This is a genomic window from Photobacterium pectinilyticum (assembly GCF_024357955.1).
GTDB lineage: Bacteria > Pseudomonadota > Gammaproteobacteria > Enterobacterales > Vibrionaceae > Photobacterium > Photobacterium pectinilyticum.
Genome location: NZ_JANEYT010000008.1, coordinates 100,876 through 121,477 on the forward strand (window position 1 = coordinate 100,876; position 20,602 = coordinate 121,477).

The window sequence follows — 20,602 nt, forward strand, 5'->3', positions numbered from 1 at the left end:
ACACTAACGACAGATAAACGTCATAGATTTGCAATTTAAAAAAACTAATCTATGCATCAGTTCCCATAAAGCTCTGTAAGTATGCTGTCAGATCGTCGTTTTCGTACCTCACTACTCTCAATAATTGCCGAAATCGGCCTCACTGGCACCCGCATTGCCCTTGCTATCTTTACTGGTAGTGCCGCCTTGCTGGCAGATGCTTACCACTCAGTTACCGACTTTTCCGTTTCTGTTATCTTACTGTTATGCCTCATTATTCGTCTTTGGTGTGAGCGAACCAACAACGCCAAGCTAAAGGCGCGAGCGGGTACAATAGAGTCGTATTCAGTTATGGCGGTGTCTGTCGTAATCTTGATGGTGCCATTCCAGTTGCTGCAAACGATATCCGGCATCGATGCAGGAGACATCGGCAACCTTTGGATTGGTATCTTCGGAGTATTGGGGATCATTATCCTCAACCTGTTCTTTGCCAAGCTTAAAGTGCATGTAGGTAAAGAAACCAACACCTTAAGCATTGAAGCGGACGGCCACCATACCTTTGTCGACCTCATGACCTCCGTTGCGGTACTGTGCTCACTGATCGGCCTACTGATCGGCATTAATATCGATGAACTGATCGCGATTGCGATCGGGGTGATGATCTGGATCTCTGGGGTTGAACTGTTTTTTTCTGGCTATCAAAGCCTAAAGCAAGGTGAATGGACAGAAAGCTCGTTGTTTGGGCTGCTAACCCGATACCTGCCTATCGACCAGTGGCGTCAAACGCTTGCGCATACACAATTCAAGCAGCGCCTACTAAACCGCAAAAGCCTAGGCTCACTGGCAGCCATTGCGTTTACCCTTTACATGACAACAGGCCTGACTATCATTCCCCATGGCTACAGCGGCATTAAGCACCGCCTATTTGCCATCGTCGATACCGGCCTACAACCAGGCTTACACTACCACCTTCCACAGCCATTAGGCTCAATTGTTAAGGTCTCGGAAGGGGACGTGCGCACCGTAACTATCAGCCCAAACCAATCCTCATACACACGCAGAGCGCAGCAAAATCAGTGGTTTCAAATCGTACCTAGCCGCGCCCACCTTGATGATACTGACTATCTGCATACCGGGGATGACAGCCTGATCTTTATTGAAATGGCTCTACAATACCGTTTGCTCGATGCCGCGGGGTCTTACTACGATTACCAAGATATCGATCAAATCATCACCAACCTCGGTGAGAACGCGCTTTGGCAACACGCGGCAACGACCAAGTATGAAGGGCTGCTACTGGCAAGCCAAGATACCTTTTCAAACAAACTAATTGAAACCCTGAGCCGTAACCTCGACCAACTCGATATTCCAGTAGAGGTGACGGGCGCTTATATTCAAAAGTCGCAGCCCCCGGCCTCTATGGTGAAAGTATATAGAGATGTACTGAACGCATTTCAAACCAGTCATAACGCAGTAAATGTCGCTATCGGTGAGCGCTGGTCCGATTTACCGCTTGCTCAAGCGCAAATCAATATCGATCAGGCCCGAATAGAGGCCAAGGCCGTCGAATCCGTCCTGCACGCCGAGGGCGATGCGGATCACTTTACTCAGCTGGCAAACGTGCATAAAGACAGCCCAGAAGCTCTCTACTTTGAGCTGGGCCTGCGGGCATCTACCGCTGCGCTTGCCAATAAACACCTGACAATCACAGATAGCCGAATCGACCGACAAGATTTCCGTGTTTGGCAACTCCCTTTACAGCTTGAGCAACAACCTCAAATTTCAGAAACAGAGTAATTTCAGATGAAATGGACCATTTTGCTCGCCGCAATCGGCGCATACCTGCTATCAACCTGTTTGGTTATCGTCAACGAAACCGACTATACCGTGATCAGCCAGTTCGGCCGCCCGACCCGCGTGATAGATCAGGCGGGCTGGGCCATCAAGTGGCCAACCCCGATCCAAACCGAGACCATTGTTGATAAGCGGATCCAACTGCTCAACCTCGATGCAACGGAATACGGCACCCGCGATCGCCGTAATGTGGTCACCGAGGCATTTGTGATCTGGAAAATCAGTGATCCCCTGCTCTACCTCACCAGTGTGCGCACTACCGATATCGCTGAGCAACGGCTAGAAACGATGATCAACGCCGCGATTGGCGCAGGCATTGCCAACATCAACCTAAGCCAGATCTACAGTGAAGACGCTGAAAACCATCGCCTTGAGGCCCTGTTTGCCGATATTTCCACTTCTGTAGCGCAAGCAGCACAAAACGAACTGGGTGTAGAGGTACAAACGGTAAAACCGAGCCGATTTGGCTTCCCGTCGCAGAACCTCAGCGCCATCTACGATCGCATGGAATCAGAGTGGGACAGGCTGGCTAATCAGTACCTGGCGGAAGGCGAAAAACGTGCTTCTGAGATCAGAGCAGATACCGAGCTGGAAGTTCGACAGCTGTTAGCTTCTGCCTATCGCGATGCACAACAGATCCGCGGCGAAGGCGAAGCCAGTGCCGCAGCCCTCTACGCAGATGCCTACACCCGTTACCCTGATTACTATAAGTTCATCCGCTCCATGGAATCCTATCAGGAGATCTTCAACGACAATACGCGGATGGTGTTATCCACCGACACCCCGATTTTTGATGCTCTGATGCAACCCCCAGGTACGGCCGCCCATGCTAACTAAAGACATTAAACATACCGCCTCGGTAATAAAAAAGACCGTACTGTTTGTTCTACTTGGCGTACTCCCGGTCATTTACGTCCTAAGTGGCATCTTTGTGGTTAATACCGAGCAGCGAGCGATCGTAACCCGGTTTGGCCGAATCGTCGCCGACAATGTTATGCCGGGGCTCCACTATCGACTTCCTTGGCCTATCGATGCAGTTGAAAAAGTCGCGACAACAGAATTAAGAACGCTTTATATTAACTATGGCGAACGCTCAAGACGCGCTTATTTACAGCCTGAAATGGTTACAGGGAATGGTGACTTAATTGATGTGGAATATGAAATTCAATATAACATCCCTTCACCAGGTCTATACCAGTTCACCACAGCTGTCGCCGAAGAAATAATTGAACGATTATCAATTAGCGAAACCATATACTTTATTTCGCAAAATGAATTTGAATCATTATTAATAAGCCAGCGAAATGCGCTTCAAGTACATGTAAAAGATAAGTTACAAACAATAAGCGACAAACTCCAACTTGGTATGAATATAAACTCGGTGCTTATTCGTCATATCGATGCGCCACGTAACATTAAAAATACATTTGAAAAGCTGCAGAATGCACCAGCAGAGAAGCAAACCCTAATAGAACGCGCTGAAAACAACCGGACAACCCGTATTATTATGGCGCAAAGTGATGCCGCAAACTTAATAACAGCAGCCCGCAGTGACGCTACTGAGACAAAAGAGAACGCTTCTGGCGACCATATTAGGATGACAACAAAAATAGCGCAGATCGAACGCTCACCTATGCCAGAAATAAGTATGCTTGAAGAGTACACAGACTATGTAAGTAATATGTTACCAAGTATCGATATGCAGCTAGTTATGAACGATGAAAATTAAAAAAAACACAAACTATCTTTTTAAATTTAATTTATAGCAAGACAATGCAAAAAATAAATATTTACTTCATACAAATATAATATTTCAACATTATATTATCTCGCTTGAAAAACCAACTACTAAATATAAAGGACATAGTGGTGAACTATAAATTATCTGCAATGGCGTTAGCTACCTCGCTTATTCTTACTGGCTGTATGAGTAGCAGTGATAGCAATACAGATGGCGGTTCAAATCCCCTTCCAAAACCAACAACAGCCAAAAACGTCATTCTGATGATTTCCGATGGAGCCAGTGATGGTGCATGGGATATTGCTTCATTTTACACCCACGGCCAAATGGCTAACGAAGTTGCACCGCTTAAAGATATGCCTCACCGCTATGCAATGACGACATATCCACTGAACCAAAGTCTTTCACCACCGATATTTGGCGGTTGCAACGACAGCAATACTGAAGATGTTTTAACCCCTAAGTTCACTTACGACCCTGAAAAAGCCTGGAGTGATAAGCGAGTTGATGATCCAGAAGCCCGCCGCATGTTTGAAGGTTATGAATACCTAGACACTAACTGGACCGACTCCGCAGCAGCGGGCACCGCGATGGCAACCGGCACCAAAACTTTTATTAATGGTATTAGCGTTGATGGCTGCGGCGACCCACTTAAGCTTATCACCGAATACGCAAAAGATGCAGGTAAGAGCACAGGGGTTGTGACCTCGGTGAACCTAGCCCATGCCACGCCTGCAGTATTCGGTACAAAAGATACCACGCGCCTCTTTATGAATAGACTAACTAGCGGCATGCTGAGTCTAGGTCACCTTGATCTTATTATGGGAGCGGGCCACCCCGACTACGACGATGACGGTGTACGTACAGATAGTCCAAACTTTGCCACTATCAGTGAAGATGATTGGGCAAGCGTAACAAGTGGGCTACTGTTCCCAGCTGGCAGCGAGCTACCTTGGGGATTCATGGATACCCTATCTCAGTTCGAAGCATTAGCAGGTGATTATGCAGCCCCAGCACTGATGGAAGGGCCACTACTGGCAATACCTCAGGTCAAACAAACGTTGCAACAGCGCCGTACTTGCACCGCCGAAGAGCGCATGGAAGCTTTCGCCTGTAAGGAAATTCCAGATATGCCAACGCTGGAAATGATGACTAAAGGTGCTCTAAACTACCTAGGCCAAAACGAAAATGGCTTCTTTGTCATGATCGAAGGCGGCGCCGTTGACTGGGCCGCTCACGATAACGATACCGGTCTGATCATTGAAGAGCAGACAGACTTCCATGACTCTATTAGTGCGGTAATGGAATGGGTTGAAACCAACAGTAACTGGGATGAAACTCTGCTTGTTATCACTACCGATCACGGTAACTCATATGTATTGGGTGAAACATCTGACCTAGAAGCATACGCCCCTGTTAACGAAAGCAATGTTGGTACGACACCTGAAGTAAAATACTATAGTGGTGACCACACCGCTGAACTGGTTCGCGTTTATGCAAAAGGCTTTGGCGCAACGCGCTTTGAAGAGCACTTTGATGGCAACGACCCTTACTACGCTGATAAATATCGCAATGAAGGTGCAACCGGTGAGTACTTCGACAACACTAACATCTTTGATGTAATGAAATCAGTAATGTTCGAAGCGGTAAACCCGATGTAAGTTAGAACATAGTTGAACATATTGTTTGACATTAAGAGCCTGTTATATATTTAGCAGGCTCTTTTATTTATTTACCATCCCCAAACAATTTTTTAGCCTCTAATATAAACACAATATCCCTTCACCAGATATATAACAATTTACCGAAGCTGTAATCTGGAGAAGAAATTATACCAACCTATATAAATATTTGATCAGTCTTGCTGGTTAAAATCGCTGTTCCCTGCATTAGATATTTTGTAATTAAAGCCACTAGTTACTGCAATATCTGCCTTGATAACAACAATTTTTCCAGTGCAAATACTTGATCAACTACTTATCCATATTGGTTTTACACAACCGTCAATTGGTTAAATTATTATCTCTATTTATAGCAATTAAATTTAACCACTATTAATAAGCCAAGGTAATGCACTGCAACCACATGTAAAACATAGAGTACAAACAACCGGTATACAATTACCCATGGTAAAAAAGGTGACAATGATTATTACTTACATTATTAACATTGTCACAAATGATAATACACTCAGTAAAATAAATGTTTAATATTAATTATTAAATGTTAAACATCAACTTAATACTTCACCTCTATATTAACTCTATCAAAACCAACTAACTATCAAGGATATAGTAGTGAACCATAAATTATCTGCAGTCGCATTAGCTACCTCGCTTATTATTACTGGTTGTAACAGTAGTAGCTCTGACGGACCTAAAACTGGAACACCTGTGGCTAAAGCAAAAAATGTTATCTTGATGATTTCAGATGGTGCAAGTGATGGAGCATGGGATATTGCATCTTTTTATGAGCACGGAGAGCTGGCAAATAAAGTTGCACCATACAATGCGATGGAACACCGCTATGCCATGACAACTTACCCGCTTAACACAAATTCTACCCCTGCCGAAGATTGTACTCCAGAAGCACTTGAGCCTGAGTACACTTATGATCCAGAGAAGGCATGGGATGATACTCGAGTCGATGACGAAAATGCTCGTCGCATGTTTAAAGGTTACGAACACCTAAACGATGGCTGGACTGACTCAGCTGCAGCCGGTACAGCACTGGCTACAGGTACGAAATCTTATAACCAAGCAATCAGTGTTAATAACTGCGGCGAGCCTCTTAAGCTAATTACTGAATATGCAAAAGATGCGGGCATGAGCACTGGCGTAGTGTCTTCCGTAAACATTAACCATGCAACCTTGGCGGTATTTGGTACCACAAATACTTCTCGCTATGAGAACCATGAGCTAGCTTACGATATGCTAACACGTGGCCACCTAGACCTAATCATGGGTACAGGCCACCCACACTATGATAACAATGGTGATCGCCGTAGCTCACCAACATATAGCACGATTAGCGAAGAAGACTGGGAAGACGTATTGGCAGGAAAGATCTATCCGAAAGGAAGCAACCTGCCATGGAGCTTTATGGATAGCTTCAACGAATTCACTGCCCTAGCAAATGATTATGCATCGGCAGAGCTAATGGAAGGACCATTGCTAGCAATGCCTCGCACAGGCAGCACTATGCAACAGAGCCGCTCTAAATCAGGCTGTAATGACGCCAGCGAAGCTTTTGGTTGTGAACTAAATCAAAATATGCCGTCTCTAAAAATGATGACACAGGGTGCATTGAACTACCTAAGCCAAAACGAGAACGGTTTCTTCGTTATGGTTGAAGGTGGTGCTGTCGACTGGGCTGCTCACGCGAACGATACCGCTCGCATCATCGAAGAGCAAATCGACTTCAATGACTCAGTAAGCGCTGTGATTGAGTGGGTAGAGGCAAACAGCAGCTGGGATGAGACCCTGCTAATCGTCACCACGGACCACGGTAACTCGTACGTTCTGGGTGATAACTCTGACATTGAAGCATACGCAGCAGTAGAAAACGCGGGAGCATTTTCCACTCCAGAAGTTAAATACTTCAGTGGCGACCACACAACTGAACTAGTACGCCTATATGCTAAAGGCGCGGGTGCGGCACTGTTCAAAGACTACTTCGATGGACACGACCCTTACTACGCAGAGATGTACCGTAACGATGGTGCAACCGGTGATTACTTCGACAACACTAACGTTTTTGATGTGATGAGGTCGGTCATCGATGAAGATTCTATGTAAGTTTAAACATAGTTGAGCATACTGTTTGACTTTAAGAGCCTGCTATTTATTTAGCGGGCTCTTTTTTATGCTAGCAACAATCTGTACCAACCTCACACGTACAGCTTTCCCTTCTCTTTTCACCGAAAAGCGATCGCTTATCAAGATCTTGAAAAACTGATTTGGCTTACCCCAGAAAGTTCAAGGGATGATCAGCTTGTACAGCTTTTGGGCTATTTGAACCCAAAAGCTTATATTCCTGTACACGGTTATCTAGTTGAAAATCAATGTATATCTATTTCAGTTACTTACAACTTAGTGTTCAACAAAAAAAGTATTAGGATCATTACAACCCTAATACTTTTGACTACCCATAGGAAGATCGGGGTGATCCGTAAGATCAGCCCATGTCGACGGTGACCCCAGACAATGCATTCATACTTCGTTGACTCTTATTTCCCACTTTAATCATCAAGCGCAGATCGTTGGCTGAATCAGCATGGTGCAAGGCATCCTGCTCGGTGATCTTGCCGGTGCTGTATAGGTCATAGAGCGACTGATCGAAGGTCATCATCCCCGACTCATTCGATTTGGCCATGGTCTCTTTGATCTCATGAAGCTCGCCGCGACGGATCAAGTCCGCGACCCTCGGGGTGTTGATCAACAACTCAAAAGCACCATGCCTACCGATCCCATGCGCATCAGGGATCAACTGCTGGGCCAAGATACATTTAAGGTTCAAAGACAGGTCGAACAGAAACTGCTCACGGCGCTCTTTCGGCACTAAATGCAAGATCCGCTCTAGTGCCTGATTGGCATTGTTGGCGTGCAGGGTCGCCATACACAGATGTCCGGTCTCGGCAAAGTTCATCGCATATTCCATGGTCTCTGGAGTACGGATTTCACCAATCAGGATCATATCCGGTGCCTGGCGCAGGGAGTTTTTCAGCGCCACTTCGTAGCTTTCGGTGTCCAGCCCCACCTCGCGCTGGGTGATGATGCACTTGTTGTGCTTGTGTACGAATTCAATAGGATCTTCTACCGTCAGGATATGACCACTGCGGTTGCCATTACGGTAACCGGTCATGGCTGCCATCGACGTCGACTTGCCCGACCCGGTCGCGCCAACAACCAATACCAGCCCACGTTTGGCCAGTGCCATCTTCTGCATATCCATCGGTAGGTTAAGTGAAAGAAAATCCGGGATTTCCGTTTCAATACGGCGGATCACCATCCCCGGTAATTCTCGCTGCCAGAAAGCGCTGACCCGGAAGCGATACTCCCCCCTTACCAGGGCAAAGTTAGCCTCTTTGCTGGCACGGTATTCCGCCACTTGCTCACTGTCCATCGCCTCACCAAACATCTGCTCGATGGCTTTAAGATCGAGCGTATCGCCAAGGGGGTGGAGGTTGCCATCAATGCGGAGTAAACAAGGGGAATCAACCGTAATATAGAGATCCGAGGCCTTGCGGCTGACCATTTCGTTCAGTGCATGCTGTAACGTCATTCTCTCTATCCCCACTAAAACTGCGAAAAGCCAGAGTCCACGACCCGGCGTCCTTCCTCGGCCTCCACCAGCCCCTGGGCGACCAGCATCTTGACACTCTGATCCATGGTCTGCATTCCCATCGCCGAGCCTGTCTGGATCATTGAGAACATCTGCGCCACCTTGTCTTCCCGGATCAAGTTACGAATCGCCGGTGTCGCCATCATCACCTCATGGGCGGCAATACGTCCGCCACTGGTACACTTGAGCAGGCTCTGCGATACCACCGCACGTAGCGACTCCGACAACATGGATCGGACCATCGCCTTGTCATTGCCCGGGAACACATCGATGATCCTATCGACGGTCTTGGCCGCCGAACTGGTATGCAAGGTTCCCAGCACCAAATGGCCGGTTTCTGCCGCCGTCAGGGCCAAGCTGATCGTCTCGCGGTCACGGAGCTCACCGACCACAATCACATCAGGATCTTCACGTAGCGAAGAGCGCAAGGCATTATGGAAGCTGTGAGTATCACGGTGAACCTCACGCTGGTTGATAAGGCAACGCTTGCCGGTGTGGATGAATTCCACCGGATCTTCAATAGTCAGGATATGGCAGTTTGAATTCTCGTTGATGTAATCCACCAACGCAGCAATCGTGGTCGATTTACCTGAGCCTGTAGCCCCGGTCACCAACACCAATCCACGTGGAAGCTGGGCGATCTGATAAAAAACATCAGGCACACCCAGTGACTCCAGAGTCGGGATCTTGACCGGTATCGTTCTAAATACCGCTGCACTGCCCCTTGCTTGCCTGAATGCATTGACACGAAAGCGCCCAACATCGGGTAATTCAAACGAGAAATCGACTTCTAGTCGCTCTTCAAACTCCCGGCGCTGGGCATCATTCATTATATCGAATACCAAACGGTGTACTTCTGCATGCTCCAAAGCCGGTAAACTCAGCTTGCGCACATCGCCGTCAACCCGGATCATCGGCGGAACACCAGCAGAAAGGTGCAGATCAGAGGCGTTATGCTTTACACTAAAGTCCAGTAGTTCGGTGATATCCATAAATTTTCCCCATAGAATCAATTATGAATAGTATCAAGCAAAATATTGAACAGGTCATCACCCAGATCGGCCTGGCAGCAGAAAAATGCGGTAGAGATGCCGAATCAGTGCAACTGCTTGCAGTTAGCAAAACCAAACCTATTGCCGCGATAGAGGAAGCGATTGCCGCTGGCCATGCAGCATTTGGCGAAAACTATGTTCAGGAAGGTGTCGAAAAGGTCCAGTACTTTGCCCAGCAAGGTCTCGCGTCGTCATTAAGCTGGCACTTCATTGGCCCGATCCAGTCCAACAAGACCCGCCCGATTGCCGAGCACTTCGACTGGGTCCACTCGGTTGACCGTGCCAAGATCGCCCGCCGCCTGAGCGAGCAGCGCCCGGATGGTATGGCACCGCTCAATGTCCTGCTCCAGGTCAACACCAGTGGTGAAGACTCCAAGTCGGGACTGGATTTTGATGACGTCGACGCGCTGGCAGATGAAATCGCCACCATGCCAAACCTGGTGTTACGTGGCCTAATGTCGATTCCGCAAAAAGCCGATGATTACGACAGCCAGTTAGCTGCGTTTTCCAGCCTGGCTGAGACAATGGACAAGCTCAAGGCCAAACACCCGCAGCTTGACACCCTGTCGATGGGAATGAGTGGCGATCTGGATGCCGCCGTTGCCGCCGGCAGTACCATCGTCCGCATTGGCACGGCTATTTTTGGTGCCCGTGATTATTCGTAGTTCAGCGAGAATAACTTGGGTATATAATAGCCACACAATTATAACGTCTAGGAAGGACGTCATCGTCCCTCCCGGCCTTGAAAACACAAAGGATGTAACATGGAACAACGCGCGATTGCCTTCATTGGTGCCGGTAACATGGCCCGCTCTATCATCGCCGGCCTCGTTGCCAGCGGCTATGCACCGGACAAAATCACCGCGACCGCACCAAGCTCAGCCCGCCGCGAGCCGTTGGCCCGTGATTACGGGATACACACCACCGACAATAACCTCAGCGCCGCTTCCGATGCCGATGTGATTGTATTAGCCGTTAAGCCCCAGCTGATGGAAGAGGTGTGCCGACCACTGCAGATCCTCGATTTTTCCGGCAAGCTAGTGATCTCAATTGCCGCCGGAGTGAGTGCCGAGCGCCTCAACCAGATGCTGGCAACCAAGCTGAGCCTAGTGCGGGTAATGCCCAATACCCCATCACTGATAGGCAAAGGCATGAGCGGCCTCTTCGCCTCTAGCAGTCTCAACCCCAATGACCGTCAATTTGCCGAACACTTAATGCAGGCTGTCGGCGAAGTATGCTGGGTAGAGCAAGAGTCGGGAATTAACGGTATTATTGCCGCAGCTGGTAGTGCTCCTGCTTACTTCTTCCTGTTTATGGAAGCGATGCAGGCAGAAGCCATCAAGCAAGGTTTTCCCCCCGAGCAAGCCCGTATGTTGGTACAGCAGTCGGCGCTTGGCGCCGCAGAAATGGTCGTTGCCAACCCGGATACAGACCTAGCGACCCTGCGTGCCCAGGTAACCTCGAAAGGGGGTACAACTGCCGAGGCAATCCGCACTTTCAACGAGTGCCAACTTAGTGATACCGTAGCAAAAGCAATGCGTGCTGCCGTTTCCCGTGCTGAAGAAATGGAAAAATTATTTTAAGGTTAGTATATGAACTCAATTGGTTTTCTTGTCAGTACCCTATTTGATCTCTACATAATGGTCGTGCTGCTGCGCATCTGGCTCCAGTGGGCGCGTGCCGATTTTTACAATCCGTTTTCGCAGTTTATCATCAAGGCAACCCAGCCGGTCGTCGGCCCGCTGCGCCGCATTATTCCGTCAATTGGCTCACTGGATGTCGCCACCCTGCTGTTTGCCTACATCCTGAGTATGGGTAAGTTCATCCTCCTGCAGTTGGTGCTGGGCGGTGGCTTTATGTTTACCCCTGAATACTTCTGGATTGGCGCCCTATCATTAGTGAAAGCCGCTGGTGGCCTGCTGTTCTGGGTACTACTGCTACGCGCTATCCTAAGCTGGGTCAGCCAAGGCCGCAGCCCTGTTGAATATGTAATGCACCAACTTACCGAGCCATTGACAGCCCCTATCCGCCGTATTATCCCTGCAATGGGTGGCCTGGATCTGAGTGTATTGGTTCTGTTCCTTGGCCTGCAGTTTGCCAATTTCCTGATCGGTGACGTTGTCGGCCCGATCTGGTTCCAGCTATGAGCCAACAGGCCGTTTACCTTGATGGTGACGATCTGATCTTAAGGCTCTATATTCAGCCCAAGGCCAGCCGTGACCAACTGGTTGGCCTGCATGGTGATGAAATCAAAGTGGCGATCACCGCCCCGCCGGTTGATGGCAAGGCCAATGCCCATCTGACTAAGTACCTGTCCAAACAGTTCAAGGTCGCCAAGGGGCAGATTGACATAGAAAAAGGGGAGCTAGGACGTCACAAGCAAGTGCGAATCACGGCCCCCAAGGTTATCCCCGAGCCCATCAAAGCTCTGTTATAACCAACTGCGATTTCCAGCCCGGCGTCCCCCAATACGCCGGGCTGTTTTTTTATCAGGCGATGTCGTCTGACTATAATGGAACTAAGCAATACCCACTCCCGGTGCAGGGACAACCCCCGACCCAGTGCGTATAAAAGGATAATAAAATGACTCGTTTTTTCAGCTTATTTGCCCTGTTACTTACCAGCTTGGGTGCAACCTTCCCGGTCCATGCCGAGCAGTTCGAAAAAATCGGTAATTTGGAGGTTCACTACTCCAGCTTCCCATCAACATTTCTCACCCCCGATGTTGCCAGTACATACAAAATCCAGCGCAGCCGGTATTCCGCCGTGATCAATGTCACCGTGCTTGATGCAGATAAGCCGGGAAAACCGGCAGTAACAGCGGTACTCAATGGTCAAGCCAAAAACCTACTCGGCAGCGTAAAGAACCTCTCTTTCCGCGAGCTCAGGGAAGGTAAAGCGATTTATTACATCGCTGAAATCAAACATGCCAATGAAGAGCGCTTCAGTTTCTCCATCGACATATCCCACAACGGCACCCGAGGCAACATCACGTTTGACCAGACTTTTTATGTCGACTAAGCCATGTGTGCAATAACGTTCAAAGAATGTATTTACAGGGAGCCTAGCGCTCCCCTTTTAATTTCCGGGCAGTGAGATAAGATAGCGCCCTCTTTATTGTGAGGAACTGTGATGAGCAAATTAGTACTGGCTACTGGTAATCAGGGCAAAGTGAAAGAAATGGCGAGCCTGCTGGCTGATTTCGGCTTCGATGTGGTTGCCCAGAGCGATTACAACGTCTCTTCGGTTGCCGAGACAGGCACCACCTTTATCGAAAACGCTATCATCAAAGCTCGCCATGCCGCCAAGGAAACCGGTTTGCCAGCGATTGCCGATGACTCAGGCCTTGAAGTCGACTACCTCAAGGGAGCACCGGGGATCTATTCTGCCCGGTTCGCAGGTGAAGATGCCTCAGATGAAGAAAACCTGCAAAAGCTGCTAACAGAAATGGAAGGGGTAGCGCCAGAGCAGCGTACCGCCCGCTTCCATTGCGTACTGGTGATGATGCGCCACGAGAATGATCCTACCCCGTTAGTCTGCCACGGCAGTTGGGAAGGCCAGATCCTGACCGAAGCCCATGGTGAGAATGGCTTTGGTTATGATCCCATTTTCTGGGTACCTGAAGATCAGTGTTCTTCAGCACAGCTTGAACCAGCCCGCAAGAAACAACTATCACACCGAGGCAAAGCCCTAACCAAGCTCTTTGCCGCCCTGAAGGAAGCATAAACCATGCTAGTACCACCACCACTGAGCCTGTATATCCATATCCCATGGTGTGTCCAGAAGTGCCCTTATTGCGACTTCAACTCCCATGCGCTGAAAGCCGATATTCCGGAACTCGATTACATTGATGCCCTTATCGAAGATCTCGATACCGACTTGGCCAAATATGATCTCAATCGCCAAGCCCGGGAGCTGCATTCCATCTTCATCGGTGGTGGTACCCCAAGCCTGATCTCCGCGCCGGAAATCGGCCGCTTGCTCGATGCCGTCAAGCAACGGATCCCGTTTAGCAAGGATATCGAAATCACCATGGAGGCCAATCCTGGCACCGTTGAGGCTGGCCGCTTCAACGCCTACCGCGCGGTAGGCGTCAACCGTATCTCGATTGGTATCCAGAGTTTCCAGGACGAAAAACTCAAACGCCTAGGCCGAATCCATGGCAGCAAAGAAGCCATTACTGCCGCCGGGCTGGCCAAAGAGGCCGGACTCGACAGCTTCAACATCGACCTGATGCACGGCCTGCCGGATCAGAGTATCGATGATGCCCTGTCGGATCTGAAACAGGCGATAGCCTTGCAGCCACCGCACTTGTCTTGGTATCAGCTGACTATCGAACCCAATACCCTGTTCTACTCCAAACCGCCGGTACTGCCAGATGACGATGACCTATGGGACATCTTCGAACAAGGCCACCAGCTACTGGCCGAAGCAGGCTATGTCCAGTACGAAATATCTGGCTATAGCAAACCCGACTACCAATGCCGCCACAACCTCAACTACTGGCGCTTCGGCGACTACCTGGGGATCGGTTGCGGCGCCCACGGCAAGCTGAGCTTTGCCGATGGTACTATCACCCGTACAGTGAAGGTCAAACACCCTCGAGGCTACCTCAACCCGGCCAAACCGTATCTGGATCAGGAAAACCAGGTTGCTGCCAGCGAGCGCCCGTTCGAGTTCTTTATGAACCGCTTCCGCCTGCTAGAAGCCTGCCCGAAACAAGATTATGTCGATCGTACTGGCCTACCGTTATCGAGCATTGAAAGGCCTATCAACTGGGCTCTTGAGCAGAATTATCTAGAAGATAAGGGTGAGCAGTGGCAGATCACCGAACACGGCAAGCTGTTCCTCAATGATTTACTCGCTGCATTTGTCGAGGAAGACGAATAAATCAAACGTCTTTTGGCTAGTGATAGGCAAATCGATGCCATCTAATACCAATCTGGATAAGTAGTTAATCAAGTATTTATGTAGGTTGGTATAATTTAGGTAGTCGAACCAAGTTTCAAAACCTATCGGTATGGATGCACCGAGTTGGCAATTCAACTCAGAGCTACATGGATGTATTTATGCATTTTTGAAATTTTCGTTCAACTACCATGAAGAAAGCTGAATTGACCACATCAATCCAGAGTCACACTCTGCCAGCGCTTGAGGGCGGGAATTTGGGATTGGATTTCGTTTTCTTTCGCTTGGCGCATTGCCACCTGATCGCACAACTTCTGGTCGATCAACTGTGAGTGGGACAAGGTATAGGGCAAGTCATCCAGCATAAGGCGGTGATAATCAGCCAACAAAGCCGATTGCTCGTCATTGAGTTTGACCTTGTGCACGCCAAAATAAAGCTGGCCGCTAGGCTGGATCTGAAAACTCTCTCCCTTCAACTCCAGGTTGAGCGCCCCATCCTGCATACTCAGGCTATTGTGCCACTCAAACTGACACACCGGATCATCACTGGCTTGAACCCCCAGTGACAAGGCAAACCCAATAACCGCTAGTTGGTACCCGCAAACACGCAATAGCATAAACCTCTCCCCATAACCGGGGCAGGCGAAGGTTTATTGATCCGCATTACCCCGTTAAAAAATTGAACGGCCGATCCGCTCAGCCAGCAATTCGAGGGCAGCTGTACCGGCCAGAGAGTTACCCGAAGGATCCAGCTCTGGCGACCATACTGCGATGGCCATTTCACCGGGAACGATGGCAATGATCCCGCCACCCACTCCCGACTTACCTGGCATACCTACCCGATATGCAAATTCTCCTGCCCCATCGTACAACCCACAGGTCGCCAGTAGCGCATTCATTTGCTTAGACTGAGTTTGGGTGATAATTGTTTTTTTTGCGCCCAAAGGAAGCCCTTTATTTGCCAAGTAGCTGAAAGTTTTGGCTAAATCAACACAACTCATTTTCAGGGCGCAATAGCTGAAGTAATTGGTAAGCACCGGCATCACTTCGTTGTCGAAGTTACCGAAAGACCGCATCAGGTAAGCAATCGAGGCATTGCGATCACTGTGCTGCATCTCTGAGGCGGCAACAACCTTGTCATAGCAAATATGCGGGTTCTGGGCCAGATCTCGCACCAACTCCAGCATCCGGTATTGCGGGGCTGACAAACGACTGTGCAGCAGATCCGAGACCACCAGCGCACCGGCATTGATAAACGGGTTACGTGGAATACCGTTTTCCAGCTCAAGCTGGATCATCGAATTGAAGGCATGGCCCGATGGCTCTTTGCCAACCCGCTGCCAGATCTCATCAGGCTGGTACAATGTCATTGCCAATGTCAAACTCAGCGCCTTGGAGATCGACTGAATCGAGAAATCTTCCTCGCTATCACCCGCCTGGATAATTTCACCATCGTTATAACACACAGCAATTCCCAACTTGTTGGCCGGAACTTCCGCCAATGCAGGAATATAGTCAGCCACTTTGCCTTTGCCGATCAACGGCCTGACTTCATCCAAAATCTCGTTTAGCAACTGCTCTGTTGGTTTCATTACTTTTCTCCAAGGATAAAAAAGCCAACGCGAGGTTGGCTTTTTTCGAACAACGGATACACCTAGCGGTGCTTGGCAATCTCTTGCCCAAATGCGCTTGAGGCTTACTCAGTGCGCGCGTATTTCATGTCCCATACACCGTGGCCCAAACGGTGGCCGCGAGCTTCAAATTTGGTTAGCGGACGATCTTCAGGACGTGGGATGTAAGCACCGTCTGTTGCCGTATTGCGGTAACCCGGCGCAGCATCCATCACTTCAACCATATGCTCAGCGTAATTTTCCCAGTCTGTCGCCATGTGGAAGATACCACCGATTTTCAGCTTGTTACGCAGCATTTCTGCAAACTCAGGCTGAACGATACGACGTTTGTGGTGACGCGCCTTGTGCCATGGGTCAGGGAAGAACAGCTGCACGCAATCAAGGCTGCCGTCTGCAATCATGTGCTCGAACACTTCTACGCCGTCGTGACACATGACACGTAGGTTAGTCAGACCCGCTTCTTCTGCGCCCATCAAGCAAGCACCCACACCTGGGCTGTGAACTTCAATACCGATGAAGTTTTTCTCTGGGGAGTTCTTGGCCATCTCAACCAGAGAAGCACCCATACCAAAGCCGATTTCCAGTGTAACTGGGTTATCGTTATTAAATACTTCTTTCCAGTCCAGCATCTGCTGAGCGAAGTCGATACCCATAGCCGCCCAGTTATTGTCCATGGCCGCTTCTTGGCCCTTGGTCAAGCGACCTTCGCGACGAACAAAGCTACGTACCTTACGTACCAGTTTGCCGTCTTCGGTAAATTCGTTCAGGGTAACTTCACCTGACTTTTTTGAAACTTCGCTCATGCTTACTATCCAAACAAAAAAGAAACGGAACGGCATTATCCAAAGTTACAGCGCAAGTGCAAGTCTATCGATTGCGACGACCCGGACTTTGTGGTGCAATCAGGGCCAAAAATAAGACAGGCGAAGACGGCTGTCAGTAAAGTGAGCTTGAAACTGTGACCAATACCTTCTCTGATGCCATTTTAGCGTGGTATGACAAATTTGGCCGGAAAACCCTGCCATGGCAACAGCAAAAGACCCCCTACAAGGTCTGGCTGTCGGAAATCATGCTACAGCAAACCCAAGTCGCTACGGTGATCCCATACTTTGAACGTTTCATCGAACGCTTCCCTACCGTCGCCGATCTTGCAGCAGCGGAACAAGACGAAGTGTTGCACCTATGGACTGGCCTCGGCTACTACGCCCGAGCGAGAAACCTGCATAAAGCAGCCAAACACATTGTTGAGCACTATAACGGCGTTTTCCCAACCGATATCGAACAAGTGGTTGCCCTACCAGGGATCGGCCGCTCTACCGCTGGTGCAGTCTTGTCACTGTCGCTCAAACAACATCACCCCATCTTGGATGGCAACGTAAAACGCACGTTGGCCCGATGCTATGCCGTTGAAGGCTGGCCGGGGAAAAAGCCGGTCGAAAACAAACTCTGGGAAATTGCCGAGGCCAACACCCCCGCTCAGGGCGTAGAACGTTATAACCAAGCCATGATGGATATGGGGGCGATGATCTGTACCCGCAGTAAGCCAAAATGCGAATTGTGCCCCGTCGCCGAACGTTGTGAGGCTAAAGCGCAGGCCAGACAAGCCGAGTTTCCGGGCAAGAAGCCGAAAAAAACGCTACCGGAGAAGCAAGCTTGGTTTGCCATTTTTCAGTATGATGAATATGTCTGGTTGGAAAAGCGCCCACCCGCAGGGATCTGGGGCGGCCTGTGGTGCTTCCCGCAACAGGATCACGCCGATCTAACCGCAATTATCGAGCAGCGAATTGATCAATTAGAGATCATCCGCGCTCAAGAGCAGCTCAACGCATTCCGCCATACCTTCAGTCATTACCACTTGGATATCGTACCGGTAAAATTGAGCCTTTCCGAACAACCCAACGGCATCAGCGAAGCAGGCAAAGGTCTGTGGTATAACCTCAACCAACCCGCGGAGGTTGGATTGGCGGCTCCAGTACAGCAGATCCTCGAGAGCCTACGCTACGAGCTAAATAGATAGCAACGTATACCCGAGTCACTTCAAGTTACATGCACCTTGAAGTTACTTGAGTATATTAAGCATGATATAAATATACCCAAGCTAACGAATCAACGTTATAACGAAGGAGCTCCCCGATGAGCCGTACAGTATTTTGTGCCCGCCTAAAAAAAGACGCGGAAGGCCTTGATTTCCAACTTTATCCTGGTGAACTAGGCAAGCGTATTTTCGACAACATCTCGAAAGAAGCCTGGGCTGAATGGCAAGGCAAACAGACAATGCTGATCAACGAGAAAAAACTGAACATGATGGATCCGGAGCACCGCAAGCTACTGGAAACCGAAATGGTTAACTTCTTGTTCGAAGGCCAGGATGTCATTATCGACGGCTACACACCGCCGAGCGAATAATTCCGCTAATGCTTCCTCAGCGCTTGGTCGTTTAACTCAAGAGAAGCATATCAGTCACTAATTCAGGCATCTCTTGTAAGATGCCTTTTTCTTATTTCGGGAACTATGAGATTACGCGCGCTGTTTTTATCCCTGCTCATGCTGAGCGGATGTAGCCGAGAGTTCATCGAGCAACTCTACGATGTCGACTACTCCACCACCAACCGTTTTGCTAACAACCTCGCTCCGTTGCCCGGCCAGTTCACCCAAGATACTGCCGCGCTCGACAGACTGATGAACTCCTTCAACGGTCAGGTAAAACGCTATTGGGGGGATAACGACTCTCTGGTCGCCAGCAAGCGTCAATACGTAAAATACACCGACGGCTACCGCAGCCGCGCCCATGTCGACTTTGAGCGCGGTATGGTTATTGTCGAAACCGTTGCCAAAACCGAACCGACCAAACACCTCAAGGAAGCGATTACCACCACTTTGCTGACGCCAGACAACCCGGGCGGCGTCGATCTGTATTCCGATTCGGCTATCGAGTTGAGTGGCAAGCCGTTCCTCTACGGTCAGGTACTCGACAGTGAAGGCAAGCCGATCGAATGGTCATGGCGTGCCAATCGCTTCGCCGAGGATCTGATCAACAGCAAACTGAAAAAGCGCTCGGAGCGCTTCCATCAAGTCTATTATGTTGAAATCCCTATGGTGGCCGACCATGCCAACCAGCGAGGGTACAAATATGCCAATATTGTTCGTGATGCCTCCCGTCGTTACGGCATTGCCGAAGATCTGATCTACGCCATTATCAAAACCGAAAGCAGCTTCAACCCCTATGCGGTCAGCCACGCCAATGCCTACGGCCTGATGCAGGTGGTGCCTAAAACCGCCGGAGCCGACGTGTTCAAGCTAGTGAAAAACAAGCCCGGCATCCCGACACCTGAGTACCTGTTTGATCCTGCAAGAAATATTGATACCGGCACTGCCTACTTCTACATATTGCGTACCCGGTATTTGAAAGACGTCCGTGATCCGCTGTCGCTCCATTACAGCATGATCTCGGCTTACAACGGTGGAACAGGAGGAGTACTCAATACTTTCCACAGCAGTGATCGCAAGCGGGCGATGAACGATTTGAACAGTTTACAACCAAATCAAGTCTACTGGGCACTGACCAACAAGCACCGTAATGCCGAAGCCAGAAGGTATTTGGAAAAAGTCACCGCATTCCAAAAAGAATTTAACCAAGGAAAAATCTGAAGCGATGACAAGGAAATAGCCACAATCGGCGTTTCCGAGCAAAAAGCAGGCAACCGAATGCGACAATGAAATTTTTCTGAAAAAATGGTTGACGAAAAGAACGAAAAACCGTTTAATAGCGCTCCGTTGCCTCGATAGCTCAGTCGGTAGAGCAGAGGATTGAAAATCCTCGTGTCGGTGGTTCGATTCCGCCTCGAGGCACCACTTCTTCTCTTTTGAAGAACAGGGTGCAAGCAACGATATGCAATTCCCCCTTAGTTCAGTTGGTAGAACGGCGGACTGTTAATCCGTATGTCGCAAGTTCAAGTCTTGCAGGGGGAGCCAAATTCAGTTTTGAGCCAATGGCTTGAAACTAAAAAAGATTTAGTGTGCCGACTTAGCTCAGTAGGTAGAGCAACTGACTTGTAATCAGTAGGTCACCAGTTCGACTCCGGTAGTCGGCACCA

General features: G+C 49.2%; 20 protein-coding genes and 3 tRNA genes. 18 read left to right on the forward strand and 5 right to left on the reverse strand.

What is annotated here, in order from left to right:
* Nucleotides 1-81: 81 nt before the first annotated feature.
* From NHN17_RS05735 to NHN17_RS05755, 5 genes are all read left to right on the forward strand, one after another.
* Entirely contained in the window at nucleotides 82-1,776 is a 1,695-nt protein-coding gene (locus tag NHN17_RS05735; RefSeq protein WP_255041155.1) for a cation efflux transmembrane domain-containing protein, read from the forward strand.
* 6 nt (nucleotides 1,777-1,782) lie between these two features.
* Nucleotides 1,783-2,670 (forward strand): protease modulator HflC, encoded by an 888-nt coding sequence (gene hflC / locus NHN17_RS05740; RefSeq protein ID WP_255041156.1) that lies wholly within the window; start codon nucleotides 1,783-1,785, stop codon nucleotides 2,668-2,670.
* On the forward strand, nucleotides 2,660-3,562 hold the full coding sequence (gene hflK, locus NHN17_RS05745; RefSeq protein ID WP_255041157.1) for a protease modulator HflK: 903 nt from the start codon (nucleotides 2,660-2,662) through the stop codon (nucleotides 3,560-3,562). The genes hflC and hflK overlap by 11 nt, the downstream gene beginning before the upstream one ends.
* A 140-nt stretch (nucleotides 3,563-3,702) precedes the next feature.
* The gene (locus NHN17_RS05750) at nucleotides 3,703-5,235 is read left to right on the forward strand and encodes an alkaline phosphatase (RefSeq protein WP_255041158.1); all 1,533 of its coding nucleotides are present in this window, start codon (nucleotides 3,703-3,705) and stop codon (nucleotides 5,233-5,235) included.
* 636 nt (nucleotides 5,236-5,871) lie between these two features.
* On the forward strand, nucleotides 5,872-7,371 hold the full coding sequence (locus NHN17_RS05755; RefSeq protein WP_255041159.1) for an alkaline phosphatase: 1,500 nt from the start codon (nucleotides 5,872-5,874) through the stop codon (nucleotides 7,369-7,371).
* A 379-nt stretch (nucleotides 7,372-7,750) separates the two neighbouring features.
* Here the strand turns inward: NHN17_RS05755 and NHN17_RS05760 are convergent, their stop codons facing one another.
* Together NHN17_RS05760 and NHN17_RS05765 are read right to left on the reverse strand one after the other, a co-directional pair.
* Nucleotides 7,751-8,857, reverse strand: coding sequence for a PilT/PilU family type 4a pilus ATPase (locus NHN17_RS05760; protein ID WP_255041160.1), 1,107 nt, complete (start codon nucleotides 8,855-8,857; stop codon nucleotides 7,751-7,753).
* A gap of 14 nt (nucleotides 8,858-8,871) precedes the next feature.
* On the reverse strand, nucleotides 8,872-9,909 hold the full coding sequence (locus NHN17_RS05765; RefSeq protein WP_255041161.1) for a type IV pilus twitching motility protein PilT: 1,038 nt from the start codon (nucleotides 9,907-9,909) through the stop codon (nucleotides 8,872-8,874).
* Nucleotides 9,910-9,932: 23 nt separating this feature from the next.
* Between NHN17_RS05765 and NHN17_RS05770 the strand changes: the two genes are divergently transcribed.
* From NHN17_RS05770 to hemW, 7 genes are all read left to right on the forward strand, one after another.
* Nucleotides 9,933-10,634: a YggS family pyridoxal phosphate-dependent enzyme gene (locus tag NHN17_RS05770; RefSeq protein ID WP_255041162.1), complete on the forward strand. Its 702-nt coding sequence runs from the start codon at nucleotides 9,933-9,935 to the stop codon at nucleotides 10,632-10,634.
* Between the two features lie 99 nt (nucleotides 10,635-10,733).
* Nucleotides 10,734-11,552: a pyrroline-5-carboxylate reductase gene (gene proC, locus NHN17_RS05775; RefSeq protein WP_255041163.1), complete on the forward strand. Its 819-nt coding sequence runs from the start codon at nucleotides 10,734-10,736 to the stop codon at nucleotides 11,550-11,552.
* 9 nt (nucleotides 11,553-11,561) lie between these two features.
* Complete coding sequence (locus NHN17_RS05780; protein WP_255041164.1) at nucleotides 11,562-12,116, forward strand: YggT family protein; 555 nt, start codon at nucleotides 11,562-11,564, stop codon at nucleotides 12,114-12,116.
* On the forward strand, nucleotides 12,113-12,406 hold the full coding sequence (gene yggU / locus NHN17_RS05785) for a DUF167 family protein YggU (protein ID WP_255041165.1): 294 nt from the start codon (nucleotides 12,113-12,115) through the stop codon (nucleotides 12,404-12,406). The genes NHN17_RS05780 and yggU overlap by 4 nt, the downstream gene beginning before the upstream one ends.
* A 146-nt stretch (nucleotides 12,407-12,552) precedes the next feature.
* On the forward strand, nucleotides 12,553-12,990 hold the full coding sequence (locus NHN17_RS05790) for a DUF4426 domain-containing protein (protein WP_255041166.1): 438 nt from the start codon (nucleotides 12,553-12,555) through the stop codon (nucleotides 12,988-12,990).
* Nucleotides 12,991-13,101: 111 nt separating this feature from the next.
* Nucleotides 13,102-13,695 carry an XTP/dITP diphosphatase gene (locus tag NHN17_RS05795; protein WP_255041167.1) on the forward strand — a complete coding sequence of 198 codons (594 nt, stop codon included), beginning with the start codon at nucleotides 13,102-13,104 and terminating at the stop codon, nucleotides 13,693-13,695.
* Between the two features lie 3 nt (nucleotides 13,696-13,698).
* The gene (gene hemW / locus NHN17_RS05800) at nucleotides 13,699-14,859 is read left to right on the forward strand and encodes a radical SAM family heme chaperone HemW (RefSeq protein ID WP_255041168.1); all 1,161 of its coding nucleotides are present in this window, start codon (nucleotides 13,699-13,701) and stop codon (nucleotides 14,857-14,859) included.
* A 233-nt stretch (nucleotides 14,860-15,092) separates the two neighbouring features.
* Here the strand turns inward: hemW and NHN17_RS05805 are convergent, their stop codons facing one another.
* From NHN17_RS05805 to trmB, 3 genes are all read right to left on the reverse strand, one after another.
* Nucleotides 15,093-15,494: a YggN family protein gene (locus NHN17_RS05805; protein WP_255041169.1), complete on the reverse strand. Its 402-nt coding sequence runs from the start codon at nucleotides 15,492-15,494 to the stop codon at nucleotides 15,093-15,095.
* Nucleotides 15,495-15,548: 54 nt separating this feature from the next.
* Nucleotides 15,549-16,469, reverse strand: a complete 921-nt coding sequence (glsB, locus tag NHN17_RS05810) for a glutaminase B (protein WP_255041170.1) — start codon at nucleotides 16,467-16,469, stop codon at nucleotides 15,549-15,551.
* 104 nt (nucleotides 16,470-16,573) lie between these two features.
* Complete coding sequence (gene trmB, locus NHN17_RS05815) at nucleotides 16,574-17,311, reverse strand: tRNA (guanosine(46)-N7)-methyltransferase TrmB (protein WP_255041171.1); 738 nt, start codon at nucleotides 17,309-17,311, stop codon at nucleotides 16,574-16,576.
* Between the two features lie 155 nt (nucleotides 17,312-17,466).
* On the opposite strand from trmB, the gene mutY reads away from it, so the two are divergent.
* From mutY to NHN17_RS05845, 6 genes are all read left to right on the forward strand, one after another.
* Nucleotides 17,467-18,525, forward strand: a complete 1,059-nt coding sequence (gene mutY, locus NHN17_RS05820; protein WP_255041172.1) for an A/G-specific adenine glycosylase — start codon at nucleotides 17,467-17,469, stop codon at nucleotides 18,523-18,525.
* 116 nt (nucleotides 18,526-18,641) lie between these two features.
* On the forward strand, nucleotides 18,642-18,914 hold the full coding sequence (locus NHN17_RS05825; RefSeq protein WP_107300870.1) for an oxidative damage protection protein: 273 nt from the start codon (nucleotides 18,642-18,644) through the stop codon (nucleotides 18,912-18,914).
* A 105-nt stretch (nucleotides 18,915-19,019) separates the two neighbouring features.
* Complete coding sequence (mltC, locus tag NHN17_RS05830) at nucleotides 19,020-20,156, forward strand: membrane-bound lytic murein transglycosylase MltC (protein ID WP_255041173.1); 1,137 nt, start codon at nucleotides 19,020-19,022, stop codon at nucleotides 20,154-20,156.
* A gap of 128 nt (nucleotides 20,157-20,284) precedes the next feature.
* A tRNA-Phe gene (locus NHN17_RS05835) sits at nucleotides 20,285-20,360 on the forward strand.
* Nucleotides 20,361-20,404: 44 nt separating this feature from the next.
* Nucleotides 20,405-20,480: transfer RNA gene (locus NHN17_RS05840), tRNA-Asn, on the forward strand.
* A gap of 46 nt (nucleotides 20,481-20,526) precedes the next feature.
* Nucleotides 20,527-20,602 (forward strand) — tRNA-Thr (locus NHN17_RS05845).

Excerpts from the sequence above, each read along its gene's own strand:
- NHN17_RS05735 (WP_255041155.1), top strand. The coding sequence starts at position 82 with ATGCTGTCAGATCGTCGTTTTCGTACCTCACTACTCTCAATAATTGCC.
- hflC (WP_255041156.1), top strand. The coding sequence starts at position 1,783 with ATGAAATGGACCATTTTGCTCGCCGCAATCGGCGCATACCTGCTATCA.
- hflK (WP_255041157.1), top strand. The coding sequence starts at position 2,660 with ATGCTAACTAAAGACATTAAACATACCGCCTCGGTAATAAAAAAGACC.
- NHN17_RS05760 (WP_255041160.1), bottom strand. The coding sequence starts at position 8,857 with ATGACGTTACAGCATGCACTGAACGAAATGGTCAGCCGCAAGGCCTCG.
- NHN17_RS05765 (WP_255041161.1), bottom strand. The coding sequence starts at position 9,909 with ATGGATATCACCGAACTACTGGACTTTAGTGTAAAGCATAACGCCTCT.
- NHN17_RS05770 (WP_255041162.1), top strand. The coding sequence starts at position 9,933 with ATGAATAGTATCAAGCAAAATATTGAACAGGTCATCACCCAGATCGGC.
- proC (WP_255041163.1), top strand. The coding sequence starts at position 10,734 with ATGGAACAACGCGCGATTGCCTTCATTGGTGCCGGTAACATGGCCCGC.
- NHN17_RS05780 (WP_255041164.1), top strand. The coding sequence starts at position 11,562 with ATGAACTCAATTGGTTTTCTTGTCAGTACCCTATTTGATCTCTACATA.
- yggU (WP_255041165.1), top strand. The coding sequence starts at position 12,113 with ATGAGCCAACAGGCCGTTTACCTTGATGGTGACGATCTGATCTTAAGG.
- NHN17_RS05790 (WP_255041166.1), top strand. The coding sequence starts at position 12,553 with ATGACTCGTTTTTTCAGCTTATTTGCCCTGTTACTTACCAGCTTGGGT.
- NHN17_RS05795 (WP_255041167.1), top strand. The coding sequence starts at position 13,102 with ATGAGCAAATTAGTACTGGCTACTGGTAATCAGGGCAAAGTGAAAGAA.
- hemW (WP_255041168.1), top strand. The coding sequence starts at position 13,699 with ATGCTAGTACCACCACCACTGAGCCTGTATATCCATATCCCATGGTGT.
- NHN17_RS05805 (WP_255041169.1), bottom strand. The coding sequence starts at position 15,494 with ATGCTATTGCGTGTTTGCGGGTACCAACTAGCGGTTATTGGGTTTGCC.
- glsB (WP_255041170.1), bottom strand. The coding sequence starts at position 16,469 with ATGAAACCAACAGAGCAGTTGCTAAACGAGATTTTGGATGAAGTCAGG.
- trmB (WP_255041171.1), bottom strand. The coding sequence starts at position 17,311 with ATGAGCGAAGTTTCAAAAAAGTCAGGTGAAGTTACCCTGAACGAATTT.
- NHN17_RS05825 (WP_107300870.1), top strand. The coding sequence starts at position 18,642 with ATGAGCCGTACAGTATTTTGTGCCCGCCTAAAAAAAGACGCGGAAGGC.
- mltC (WP_255041173.1), top strand. The coding sequence starts at position 19,020 with ATGAGATTACGCGCGCTGTTTTTATCCCTGCTCATGCTGAGCGGATGT.